This is a genomic window from Collinsella sp. CLA-ER-H10 (assembly GCF_040092475.1).
GTDB lineage: Bacteria > Actinomycetota > Coriobacteriia > Coriobacteriales > Coriobacteriaceae > Collinsella.
In genome coordinates this window covers 22,759-35,449 of record NZ_JBBNLM010000019.1, presented here as the reverse complement: position 1 = coordinate 35,449, position 12,691 = coordinate 22,759, and the positions used below count along the sequence as shown (strand labels likewise).

Here is a 12,691-nt window from a genome sequence, read left to right as displayed (position 1 = left end):
GCCGGGTAGCCGCGTGCGGCGCGGATAACCGCTGAAGGCATCTAAGCGGGAAGCCGTTCCAGGGATTAGTTCTCCTTCCGGTAAGGGCCCAGGTAGACTACCTGGTCGATAGACGGCAGGTGCAAGGCTGGCGACAGCCTCAGCCGAGCCGCACTAATCGCCCGAGCTCTTCCGGAACCGCACCTCGCGGCCCGCGGGACATGCGCTCTTAGGCGCGGTCCGGGCACGAGGATGCCCCCGAGTCATCTCCCCTATGCGCCATGCGGCCCCCAGGGCACGTGTAGAGTGAGACCCAGGACACCGTAACGGTGGGCGCCGCCCACCGGTCAGCGGCCAGAGCATGGGGGGCACGCCCGGTCCCGTTCCGAACCCGGAAGCTAAGCCCCATCGCGCCGAGAGTACTGCGGGGTCAGCCCGTGGGAGGCCAGGGCGCCGCTGACCGGTGGACGGCACCGAGCCGTCATCGAACTTGGAAGGGGGAGGCCTCGCGGCCTCCCCCTTTTTTGCGTTTATGGGCTTTTGTCTCACATAGTAGCTGTGTTTTATAACCCTCGTTTGTCGCATCTTCTGTGAACGGGCTACAATAACTTAGTCTGTGCGATATGGAGGTGAACATGGCTGAAGCTGGTATCGGCGTTGATATCGTCGAGATTTCCCGTATGAAATCAATACTTGAAAAGACGCCGTCGTTTGCTCGGCGTGTGTTTACCGAAGAAGAGCGTGCGTATTGCGATGCGTCATCGCGCCCCGCCGCTCACTATGCGAGCCGCTTTGCTTCGCGCGAGGCGGTGCTTAAAGCTCTCGGCACGGGTTTTAGTCAAGGCGTGGGTCGCAAGGATGTTTCGGTAACGCGTGATAAACTCGGCAAACCGAAGGCGCTGCTTTCGGGCCGTGCTCTCGAGATCGCTCAAGAACTGGGTGTTGTTGAGGTCGCTCTTTCCATTACGCTTACGGGAGACTTGGCCGTTGCGAATGCCATCGCGATTACCGAAGATGCTCGGCCTAAGCCAAAAGATGAAAAGGTGAGCACCAAGAAACGCGTTGCGCAGACATTTAAAGAGGCTCGCTCTGTTTTAGATGAGCTTGAGCAGCTGCAGAATTCAGCATTGACGGAGCACCTGGGCGATGCTTCGCAAGATACGCTAGGAGCATAGATGAAACCGGTTTTGAGTGCCGAAGAAGTCGTTCGTCTCGAGGATATCATCGAACGCGAAGGGACTTCGAAGGCCGAGCTTATGGAGCTAGCGGGTGAGTTTGCCGCCAACGAGGTCTTGAAGCTCAATCCCGATCGGGTTCTCGTTCTGGTCGGTTTTGGTAATAATGGCGGCGACGGTTGGGTTGCCGCCGATATTCTGAGCCATAAGGGTGTGGACGTCGATATCGTTTCTCCGGTTGAGCCGGATGAGATTCCTGCTGCTCTGGCACGTCATGTTGCTCGTCGTACTGCCGGCCGCGATGTGCACGTTTGCGTCGGCCCCTCGCGCGACGAACTCGAGGTTTTGATCGATAAGGCCGATGTTGTTGTCGATGCCATTTTTGGTACCGGTTTCCATGGGAATCTGCGTGCGCCGTTCTCCATCTGGATTCCTACGGTCAATGAATGCGCCGATTGTGTCGTATCCATTGATGTCCCCTCGGGCCTGAATGCCGAGACGGGCGTTGTTGATGACGACTGCATTCGTGCCGAGCATACGGTGACGATGATTGCGCCCAAGATTGGTCTGTATAGCGCTGATGGCCCTGAGTATGCTGGCGATTTGATCTGTGGCAATCTTTACGACCGTCTTGACGAGGTCATCGATGATGTCGACCACGCCGCCGAGATTGTCGAGCCCGGTGACTTAGTTGATTACTTTGCTCCACTTCCTACGAATATCGATAAGTATTCCCGTGGCTCTGTGCTTATTGTCGCCGGATCTGCGCAATATCCTGGTGCTGCAATTATGGCGGCCAAGTCTGCAGCTCGCGCGGGTGCTGGTTACGTGGCAGTCGCGGCTCCTGACGCCTGCGCTAATCTTATTCGCATGGCACTTCCTTCGATTCCCGTCTTTGCTATTCCGTCTGATTCCCGCGGCTCCTTTGGCGCCGCTGCGCGCATGACGGTGTGCGAGATTGCAAAGAAGTACAGCTGCGTACTGTGCGGTCCCGGTATGACGACGTCTGCCGGCGCTATGCAGGTGGTTTCGGGCTTGCTCGAGCTTGATGTACCGCTTATTTTGGATGCCGATGCACTCAACTGCCTTGCTAAGATTGCCATTGACGGTATTGATAGTAATCCCGAGATGTATCGTCGCGAGCAGCCGTTGGTTATGACGCCGCACTATCGTGAGCTTTCGCGTCTGGTTGCCGGTGACGAGGTGAACGACCTTGGTACCGCGATTGCGGCCGCGCAGAAGGTTGTCTGGGCTGCAGGCTCCGACAATCTGGTGGTCATTGCCAAGGGGCCGACGACGGCTATCTGTGGCGTTGAGCGTGTGCTGCTGCCGCTCTCGGGTCCGGCTTGTCTGGCAACTGCCGGTTCGGGCGATGTTCTCGCGGGTATTTTGGCTGGCACGCTTGCCACCATGCGCGACGAGATGGATCGTTGGGAGTTGCTGTATTCGTACGCCGTCGCACTTCACAGCTACGCCGGGTTTGCCGCGGCGACGGAGTATGGTGAGAAGAGCGTCATCGCGACCGATCTTATCGACTTGATCGGTCCCGCCATGGAACTGGCGGCAAAGGATGCGCTCGAAGATCTGGGAATCATGGACGAAGGGTCGGATGACTAATCATGAATAAAGCCGATTTGACGCGCTGGTCCTGGGTCGAGATCGACCGCGGGGCGCTACGTCGCAACACGAGGGCCTATAAGAACTTGCTGAATCCACGTCAGCGCCTGTGCTGCGTGGTCAAGGCCGATGCTTATGGTCATGGAGCTGTTGAGTGCGCCAAGATCATGTATTCGGCCGGTGCTGACATGTTTGCCGTGGCGACGGTTAACGAGGGCGTTGAGCTCCGACAGGGCGGGATTACGAAACCCATCCTCATCCTAAGCGAGCCGCCTATCGAGGCCATTCCGACGTTGCTCGAGTTTGATATCATGCCCTCGGTCTATACGTCTGACTTTGCTCTTGCGTATGGCGAATGTGCCGTCGCGGCGGGCAAAGTGGGCAAGTATCATCTCGCCATCGAGACGGGCATGAATCGTATCGGCGTTCACTACACGCAGGTGCTCGACTTTGTCCGCGGTATAAATTTCCATCGCGGTATTCAGTGCGACGGCGTATTTACGCACTTCGCCACGGCCGATGAACCTTCGGGCTGGGACTACAAGCTGCAGTGTCAGCGCTTTACCGAGGCCGTTCAGGCCATTAAGGATGCGGGTTTTGAGTGCGGTATCGTGCACTGCGCCAACACGCCGTCCTCGATGCTCGACCCCTCGATGCATTTTGATATGATTCGCGCCGGCGTTGGCTTGTATGGCATGCAGCCGTGCGAGCTGAGTGGCCGCGTGATGCAGCTTGATCCCGTTATGAGCGTCCATGCGCGCGTGACGCGCGTGGCACACCCTGCGATGGGTGAAGGCGTGGGCTACGGTTTTACCTACCGCGTACCGCGTACGCGCGTTCAGATCTGCACGCTGCCGATCGGTTATGCCGACGGCCTATCGCGTACACTTTCCAATCGTATGGATGTGCTGTATCGCGGCGAGCGCGTGCATCAGGTTGGCAATATCTGCATGGACCAGTTTATGGTCGCCATTCAGTCCAACCCGGCACACGAGATTCCCGAGGCCGAGTATGGTGACGAGATGATCATTGTCGGCCGCGATGGCGATGCCGAGATCACTGTGGACGAGATGGCCCGACTGCGCGGAACGATTAACTACGAGGTCGCCTGCGACTTTGGCATGCGTCTCGACAAGGTCTACGTGTAGGAGCCGCTATGGGCGTCATGCACATCCCCGGCCATACCCATCAGGCACCACGTGAGGTCGCACTCGAGGAAATTGAGGCCGTTCTGGGCGATTGTCACCTCTGCCAGCTCTACCAGTCGCGTCACAATATCGTGTTTGGCGTGGGAAACCCCCGCGCTCGCGTGATGTTTATTGGTGAGGCGCCGGGCCGCAATGAGGATTTGCAGGGCGAGCCCTTTGTGGGGGCGGCAGGCGAGGACCTCAACGGCATTTTGTCGCTGGCGGGGCTCAAACGCGAAGACGTCTACATTGCCAACGTGCTTAAGTGCCGCCCGCCGGGAAACCGCAATCCGCGTCCCGAGGAAGTGCTGGCTTGCTCGCCGTTTTTGCGTGAGCAGATTCGAAGCATCTGGCCTGATATTATCGTGACGCTCGGCAACCCCGCGACGCACTTTGTGCTTAAGACCGAGATTGGCATTACTAAGCTGCGCGGCAGGTTCCACCAGATGGGGCATTTTGTAGTAATGCCCACTTTTCATCCGGCAGCAGCGCTGCGCAATCCGGCGTGGCAGGAGCTGCTGGAGGAAGACTTTAAGATGCTGGGCGACTATCTGGAGCGACATCCCGCACCAGAGGACGCCTCGGAATAATAAGGAGCATATATGTCCCTGGAGCGCCTGGGGGTAGGTACTTACAAAACGACTTGCGCTGCCGATACGGAGTACTTTGGCGAGCTAATTGCACCGTGCCTTGAGGACGGCGATGTGCTCATCCTGACCGGTGGCCTGGGAGTGGGCAAAACTCACTTTACCAAGGGCGTCTCGCGCGGGCTGGGCGATGGGCATATGGTTACGAGTCCTACGTTTGCGCTCATGGCCGTTCACGATCAAGGTCGTATTCCGCTGTTTCACTTTGATCTATACCGCCTGGAGCATGCCTACGAGCTCGAGGATACGGGCATTTTCGATGTGCTGGGCTATGAGGGTGCTTGCCTGCTGGAATGGGGCGAACAATTCCAGGACGAGCTGACGGATGAGTATCTTTCGGTGACGCTCAAGCGTGATGAGGGCGACAGCGATGTGCGAACGATAACACTTGAGGCGCACGGTGACCGCGCAATGGAGCTTTCCCATTTGATTGATAAGGCTGTACAAGATGAGCTTGCATAACGACAACGCGCTGGTGGTGGCGCTCGATACCTCGACCGACATGCTTGCCTGCGCGGCAAGCTGGATTGATGGGCAGACGGGCGAGACGAAGCTCGTGAGTGGCGACCACATGTGTCGCCGTCACGCCAACGTTGAGCTCGTGAATACCGTTGATGGCGTGCTGGCTCAAACCGGTCTGGATCGCAGCGATGTTGGTTGCTACGTGGTCGGCCGCGGTCCGGGGTCGTTTACGGGTGTGCGCATCGGCATCTCCACTGCCAAGGGCCTCGCACGTGGTGCCAATGTTCCGCTGCTGGGCGTGTCGACGCTCGACGCTTGCGCTTGGACGGCGTGGAAGGCTGGCGTGCGCGGCAAGCTTGGTATCTTGGCCGATGCTATGCGCGGTGAGGTATATCCGGCGCTGTATATGCTGGTCGATGAGGGCCCCGAGCGTCAATTTGAGCGCGAACACGTGGTCAAGGCCGCCGTGGCGCTCGATGAGTGGCGCCAAACAGCGGACTGGGACCAGGTTCAGCTGACCGGTGACGGTCTCGTGCGCTATGGCAAGCTGCTGGGTGAGGACGAGACCGCCCGCTGCGTGGAGTGCGACCTGTGGTGGCCTTCGGGCGAGGGCTTGCTGCTCGCGCACGCTGCGGGTGACGGCGATCCGGCCCGCGTCCTGCCGATTTACACGCGCCTTTCGGATGCCGAGGAAAACGAGCGCAAGCGTCTTGGTCTTGCTGAGAGTGCACAGAGCGAAATTACGGGCGTTGCCGATGAGCTCGCCGGTCGTCATCTGCAGTTCCGTCCCATGGGCGCGGCGGATGCCGAGGGCGCGAGCGCGCTGGAGGCTGCCTGCTTTGAAGGTGCCGGACACGAGGCGTGGACGCCGGGCATGTTCCTGTCCGAACTGGGCGAGGACGTCGCTGCGCCGCGTAGTTGGTGGGTGGCACACGACGATGGCAAGCTGCTGGGCCTTGCCGGCGGTATGGTCGTGGACGGTGATGTGCAGATTCTGGATGTCGCCGTCGACCCGGCACATCGCCGTGAGGGCATTGCCCGCAAGCTGCTGTCGCACGTGAGCTATGATGCCCAGATGCTCGGCTGCACCACGGCTTCGCTCGAGGTCGAGGACGGTAACGAGGGGGCGATCGCGCTTTATAACGCTCTGGGCTTTACCGAGGCTGGCCGTCGCCGCGGCTACTACGGTGTCGGCAAGGATGCCATCGTCATGACGGCGCCGCTGCCCCTGGTGCTTCCGGTCGACAATGCTTCGCCCGAGCCGACGGCGGCAGAGCAGCGCGTATGGCCGCTGCCTGCGCCTGGGCGCTCCGAGGGGGAGCGTGCCGAAATTGAGCGCCGCCGCCTAGTGCTCGCTATCGAGAGTTCCTGCGACGAGACGGCCGTGGCGATTATCGATGCGGATGGCAATATGCTGGCCAACCAGGTGTCGACGCAGATTGATTTCCATGCCCGTTTTGGCGGCGTGGTGCCCGAAATCGCCTCGCGCAAGCACGTTGAGGTGATTGTGAGTGTCGTGGATGCGGCGCTCGAGGATGCCGCAGCATCGCTGGGCCTTACGGGCGGAGCCATTGCACCAAGTGAGCTTGCCGCCGTGGGCGTGACGCAGGGTCCGGGCCTGGTGGGCGCGCTCGTGGTTGGCGTCGCCTTCGCCAAGGGCTTTGCCTACGCTGCTGGCAAGCCGCTCGTGTGCGTCAACCATCTGGAGGGGCATCTGTTTGCCAACCTGCTGGCGCAACCCGACCTCAAACCGCCGTTTATCTTCACGCTTGTCTCGGGTGGGCACACCATGCTCGTGCACGTGAAGGCGTGGGGCGACTACGAGGTGCTCGGTGAGACGCTCGACGACGCTGTGGGCGAGGCCTTCGACAAGGTAGCCAAGGCGTTGGGTCTGGGCTATCCCGGTGGCCCCATCATTTCCAAGCTGGCCGAGACGGGCAACCCCAAGGCGATCGATTTCCCCCGTGCGCTTAACAGCAGGGGAGACTATCGCTTCTCGCTTTCGGGCCTTAAAACCGCTGTGACGCTCTACATTGAACAGGAGACCAAGGCCGGGCGCACGATTCACCTGCCCGATCTGGCAGCTTCGTTTGAGGCAGCTGTCTTTGACGTGCAGTACAAGAAGGCCAAAAACGCACTGCACGCTACCGGATGCAAGGAATACTGCATCGGTGGCGGCGTCTCGGCCAACCCGCATCTGCGCGAGATGATGATCAAGAAGCTTGGGCGTCAGGGGATTCGCGTAACGGTGCCGCCCTTGTCTGCCTGTACCGATAACGCAGCCATGATCGCGGAGGTCGCTCGCCGTAAATTCGACCGAGGCGAAATCTCGCCGTTCGATGTTGACGCCGATCCGAACATGACGCTGTAGCTGGTACGGCGCGGTCCCCGGACGGAGGGGCCGGATATAAGGTTTCCTGCTCTACAGTCCTGCGCAAGACGAAGGCCACATTAAGTGGCCTTCTTTGCGTGCGGAACTCGCGATAAACCTTATATCCGGCCCCTCCGTCCGGGGACCTTTCTGTATCGATATAGCTTCTGGGCTGGTTTGGCGTCGACAACGTCCGGCTCCCGCGGCTCTCAGGGGCATCTCTCATGCAAAAACTGTCGTGGGGTAAAGTCCGAGGTCAATGGCGTTTTATACCGAGAAATCCAAAAAAGTTGAAATTTCATTACAAATTTGCGTTGACTTTAGGTAACTAAAGTTTCATACTCCTTTTCAACCACTGGGGGATGTGAACACGCACGGATCGTTCGCATCATGATTGAAGAGGATTTCTTAGACATGTTCACGCATCAGCTAAACATTATCAGCGTAGTAATTATCTGATGCGGGTTAGCACATACAGCTAGCCCGTACGATAACGGGCGGCTGATGAAGATGAGGGCCGTCGAGCGCAACCGACGGCCCTCATTTTTTATGTCTGGGAAGTTCTTTTTAGAGGAGGAAATGTAATGAACGGAGTTTTGCTCATGGTTGTGGCCGCGGCGGTGCTCGCCTGCGGCTATCTGGGCTACGGCCGCTGGCTGGCCAACAAGTGGGGCGTTGACAAAGAGGCCCTCACGCCGGCCAAGCGCATGAAGGACGGCAACAGCTTCTCGCCCGTCTCCGCCTTCACTGCGTTTTCGCACCAGTTCAGCTCGATCTGCGGTGCTGGCCCTGTCACGGGTACGATCGTCGCCATGGCCTTTGGCTGGCTGCCCGTCGTGCTCTGGGTCCTCGTCGGCGGCATCTTCTTTGGCGCCGTCCACGACTTTGGTGCCCTGTACGCTTCGATGAAGAACAACGGCAAGTCACTCGCTCAGCTCATCGAGAAGTATATCGGCAAGACCGGCCGTCGCCTGTTCCTGCTGTTCTGCTGGCTGTTCTGCATCATCGTCATCGCCGCCTTTACCGACATGGTCTGCAAGACGTTCATGTTCACCCCGGCCGTTGACGCTTCTGGTGCTGCTACCGGTGCCATCGACTTCACCAAGTCCTATGCCGCCGGCTGCGCTGGTACCATCTCCATCCTGTTCACCTTCGTCGCTATCGCCTTTGGTTGGGCCCAGAAGAAGTTCAACCTCACCGGCGCTGCCGAGTTCGTCACCGGCGTGGTCCTCATGGTTCTCATGTTCGCCGTCGGTATGCAGTTTCCGGTCTACCTGGATAAGTTCCAGTGGTTCGCCGTCGTCATGGTCTACCTGGTCTTCGCTGGCGCTATGCCCATCCAGATGCTCAAGACCCCGCGTGACTACCTCACTTCCATCATGATGATCGTCATGATCGTCTGCGCTGTCCTCGGCATCGTCGTCCTGGGCGTCAACGGTCAGGCCACTATCACCGCTCCGGTCTTCACCGGCTTCTCCACTGCCTCCGGCATGATGTTCCCGGTCCTGTTCGTCTCCGTCGCTTGCGGTGCTCTCTCCGGTTTCCACAGCCTCGTTTCTTCCGGCACCTCTTCCAAGCAGGTCGAGAAGGAGCAGGACGCCGTCAAGGTCGGTTACGGCGCAATGATCGTCGAGTCCTTCGTCGGCATCCTTGCCATCATCGTTGCCGGCATCATGTTCTCCGATATGAACACCGCCGGTACCGGCGCCCTCAACGCCGGTGTCGCTTCCACCCCGTTCCAGATCTTCGCCGCTGGCATCTCCCGCGGTATGCAGGCCTTCGGTGTTGACGGCACGCTCGCTACCGTCTTCATGACCATGAACGTCTCCGCTCTGGCCCTGACCTCGCTCGACGCCGTCGCCCGCATCGCCCGCACCTCGTTCTCCGAGTTCTTTGCCCAGACCAACGACGCCCTGGCCATCGAGTCCAAGGCCGGCTACATGAAGGTCCTCGGCAACCCCTGGTTCGCCACGGTCGTCACCCTGCTTCCCGGTCTCGCCCTCGCTTTTGGTGGCTATGCCAACATCTGGCCGCTCTTTGGTGCTTCCAACCAGCTGCTCGGCGGCATGACCATGATCACCCTCGCCGTGTTCTGCAAGTGCACCGGCCGCAAGGGTTGGATGCTCTACGTGCCCGTCGCCTTCCTGCTCTGCTGCACCTTCACCTCGCTGGTCCAGAGCGCCATGGGCTGCATGGCCGCCGTCCAGGCTTACGGCTTCTTCGGCACCATCCCGGCTACCGCCACCACGGCCGTCGTCTCCGTCGCCGCCACCAAGGGCCTGCAGCTCGTCTTTGCCGTCCTGCTGATGGTCCTGGGCCTCATCGTCGCCGTCAACTGCCTCAAGGAGTTCTTTGGCAAGGAGGCTGGCTCCATGCCTGATGAGGAGCCCGAGTGGTCCGAGATGGGCAAGGCCGAGTACGGTCGCGCCGCTGCCGCCGAGGCTCCCGCTGACGCCGAGGCCGCCAAGGCCTAGTCGGTCGGACGGGTTGAATCTCCCATCCATTTGACTCGGAAAGACCGGGTCCGCGACTTCGCGGGCTCGGTCTTTTTTCATGCAAAAGCGGGTGACGCTCGAGTGCTCTCGCAGATGTTTTGCGTGGATAAGGGCGCGCGTTGTACCATATAGACGTATATGTGTGCATATGAAAGGGGCCCCGTGGCCAAGACGGTATATTCCGATAACCAAAATAATGTCGATGCCCTGGCTGAGCGTCTGAGCAGCCAGACATCGCTTTCTGCTGAGCGTGCCAAGCTGGTTGCCTACGACCTGCTTTGCCGCAAGGCGCTCAAGATCAAGTCGAGCGCGCTGGCGCAAATTTTCCGCTCCGTCGATAAGGAATGTGACACCAAGGCGATGCGCGATGAGCTTATCGCGGCAAATATCGTGACCAAGATCGAGGGTAGCGGCATTAACGGGCGCCCGGCGTTCTATACCATCAATGCCGAGATCCGCGATGCCCAGGAGCAGCCTGCCGAGTCCGTCGAGGATTTTGTCGTCGAGGATTCCGCTGACGTGCCTGCTGTGGAAGAAGCTGCTCCGCGTGAGCATGTCGATACCGATGAGTTGCTCGATGAGAACGTCGTGCGTGCCTTTACGGCCAAGGCAGGACGCGGCGGTTTTGGCGGGGGCGGCAAGCGCGATGCACAGCGCCGCGCCCAGCAGGAGCGCTTCCGTCGCGCCGTTGCTCGAAAGGGCGAGACGGATGCCGAGGCTGTTGAGACCGAGGTTGCTGCCGAGTCGCAGAAGCCCACGAAGGAGCAAAAGCCCGTTGAGGCCCAAGAGCCCAAGCGTCGTCGCGGTGCTCACTTTAAGGCTGCAGCGCAGGATGCCGCGCGTGAGGTTGAAGAGTCTTCTGAGGTTGCAGACGATGTTGAGGAGTCTGCCAAGAAGGTTCCGGGTTCGTGTCGTCCCGGCCGCGGTTTTGCGGGACGTGCGTATCCCGTAAAGCGTCAGGAGAAGGGCGAGTCGGTTTCGACCACCCAGGACGAGAAGGCCGTTGAGCCGGTGGCTCGCGAGCAAAAGCCTGTTGAGCCGCAGCTTGAGGTTGATGCCGAGGCCAAGGGCCAGCAGCCTACTGATGAGCAGACGGAGCAGAGCGCGTCGAGCAAGCCTCGCCGCCGTCGCCATCGTGGAGGCCGCAGTTCCCATGCCGAGACTGCAACCGAGAAGACCACGCCGCAGAACGAGGATGCGAAGGCCGAGGTTTCTTCGGGGCAGCCTAAGCGCCAGTCAGCGAAGGAGAGCAAGTCCGATCGTCCGCAGAAGCAGGCGTCTATGCCGAAGCGCGAGCGCAATTCCCAAGGCGATTCTAAGCGCAAGTCTCAGAAGAAGCCGGAGTCTGCCGCAGTAGATACTGCTGCCCAGCAGCCCGAGTCGGCCGCCCACGGCGAGGTCTCGGCGTTTGCCCTTGCCCGCGTTTTAGGCAGGCAGCTGCTCAAGGTTGTCCCCACGCCTATGGCGCTCTCCAAGATCAAGGAGCAGCAGACACAGATCGTAAAGGTCGAGGGCAAGGACGGCAAAAAGGCTCCGCAGCGCACTCAGCACAACGAGATGTCCAACCGCAAGATTGCCGAGGAAATCGCAATCATCCAGGCTTGGATCGAGCAGAACCGAGGTGCCGATACGCCGGTTGCCTCGCGCCGCCAGCGTGCCTACCAGATCTTTAACGACGAGAAGGCTTTTGACGGCAAGCACGGTGAGCGCCTGATCAGGCGTATGACCGAAAAGGGCATCAGCATGCAGGCGATCAAGGTCGCCCCCAATCGTCCCGTGCACTTTACGGGCTTCTTTACGCTGGGAGCCGACAAGCCGTTCATTATGGTCGAGAACCTGGACACCTACGACGAAATCGTCAAGCTGCTGCGTGGCCGCAAGCACGCCAAGCTCTTTGGCATCAAGGTGGGCGGCGTGATTTTTGGCGGCGGCTGCAAAGCGAGCGTCTCGCACGCACTGGATGATTATCTGGCCGAGATTGGCTATCGCTTTAACTACGTCTACTACGTGGGCGATATCGATCGCGAGGGCGCGCGCATCGTCGAGCAGGCTCGCAATGCCAATGTGGTTGAGATTCGCCTGCATGCCGGCATGTACCGTGCCATGCTCGCCGAGCATAAGCGTCGCGTGAAGGCCGGCGGCGAGTGCGAGCCCGCGGCTGCCAACCAGGGCGTGCCGCAGAACCTGGCGGCGACGATCAAGGATCTGCCCATGGTTACGCGCGTGCAGTTCCGCAACGTGCTGCGCGAGGGCGGGCGCATTCCGCAGGAGATCCTGATGACCGCAGACTATCGGGATGGCGACTCGGGAAGCTTCGATCGCATGCTCAACAACTAGGGCGTTCGGCCCCGGGAGAGTGGGGACACCGGCTTAGGTTTCCTGCTCTACAGTCCTGCTCACGACGGAGGCCACATTAAGTGGCCTCCTGTTCGTGCGGAACTCGCGATAAACCTAAGCCGGTGTCCCCACTCTCCCGGGGCCTGCGGCTACTTGGTTGTCGCATGCGGCTCGCTTTTCGGAACTGGGCTGATATTTTCTAGATGAAAGGCGCTCTTGGTCCTTATGGGCCTGGGGCGCCTGTCTTTTAAAGGTAGATTTTTGGGAGGCCGGCACTTGGAGACGTTCCTTTAGTGCCGGCACTTTAGGAACGTCCCCAAGTGCCGGCTGTGGGACGGAGGGATTCCGCGTCCGCCTTTTCGGCGGCCGCGCCCCGCTGCGTCGCTTCGCTCCTTGCGTGCTGCGCTGGAAAACGCTTCGC

The 12,691-nt window shown here is 59.9% G+C and carries 8 protein-coding genes and 2 rRNA genes; all 10 read left to right on the top strand.

The window, feature by feature from the left end; translation table 11 throughout:
- Positions 1 to 177, top strand: a 23S ribosomal RNA gene (locus AAAX36_RS07915); the annotation flags it as partial.
- Positions 178 to 325: 148 nt separating this feature from the next.
- Positions 326 to 441 (top strand): 5S ribosomal RNA (gene rrf, locus AAAX36_RS07910).
- A 173-nt stretch (positions 442 to 614) separates the two neighbouring features.
- Positions 615 to 1,154, top strand: a complete 540-nt coding sequence (acpS, locus tag AAAX36_RS07905) for a holo-ACP synthase (RefSeq protein ID WP_117655164.1) — start codon at positions 615 to 617, stop codon at positions 1,152 to 1,154.
- The gene (locus AAAX36_RS07900; RefSeq protein WP_349074987.1) at positions 1,155 to 2,771 is read left to right on the top strand and encodes an NAD(P)H-hydrate dehydratase; all 1,617 of its coding nucleotides are present in this window, start codon (positions 1,155 to 1,157) and stop codon (positions 2,769 to 2,771) included.
- A 2-nt stretch (positions 2,772 to 2,773) separates the two neighbouring features.
- Positions 2,774 to 3,919, top strand: coding sequence for an alanine racemase (gene alr / locus AAAX36_RS07895; RefSeq protein WP_349074985.1), 1,146 nt, complete (start codon positions 2,774 to 2,776; stop codon positions 3,917 to 3,919).
- An 8-nt stretch (positions 3,920 to 3,927) separates the two neighbouring features.
- The gene (locus AAAX36_RS07890; RefSeq protein WP_006235848.1) at positions 3,928 to 4,548 is read left to right on the top strand and encodes a uracil-DNA glycosylase; all 621 of its coding nucleotides are present in this window, start codon (positions 3,928 to 3,930) and stop codon (positions 4,546 to 4,548) included.
- A gap of 12 nt (positions 4,549 to 4,560) precedes the next feature.
- On the top strand, positions 4,561 to 5,067 hold the full coding sequence (tsaE, locus tag AAAX36_RS07885; protein ID WP_006235849.1) for a tRNA (adenosine(37)-N6)-threonylcarbamoyltransferase complex ATPase subunit type 1 TsaE: 507 nt from the start codon (positions 4,561 to 4,563) through the stop codon (positions 5,065 to 5,067).
- Positions 5,054 to 7,438: a tRNA (adenosine(37)-N6)-threonylcarbamoyltransferase complex transferase subunit TsaD gene (gene tsaD, locus AAAX36_RS07880; protein WP_349074983.1), complete on the top strand. Its 2,385-nt coding sequence runs from the start codon at positions 5,054 to 5,056 to the stop codon at positions 7,436 to 7,438. Before tsaE ends, tsaD begins: the two co-directional genes overlap by 14 nt.
- A gap of 584 nt (positions 7,439 to 8,022) precedes the next feature.
- Positions 8,023 to 9,912, top strand: a complete 1,890-nt coding sequence (locus tag AAAX36_RS07875) for a carbon starvation protein A (protein WP_195624839.1) — start codon at positions 8,023 to 8,025, stop codon at positions 9,910 to 9,912.
- A 183-nt stretch (positions 9,913 to 10,095) separates the two neighbouring features.
- On the top strand, positions 10,096 to 12,270 hold the full coding sequence (locus tag AAAX36_RS07870; protein WP_349074981.1) for a hypothetical protein: 2,175 nt from the start codon (positions 10,096 to 10,098) through the stop codon (positions 12,268 to 12,270).
- Positions 12,271 to 12,691: the final 421 nt, after the last annotated feature.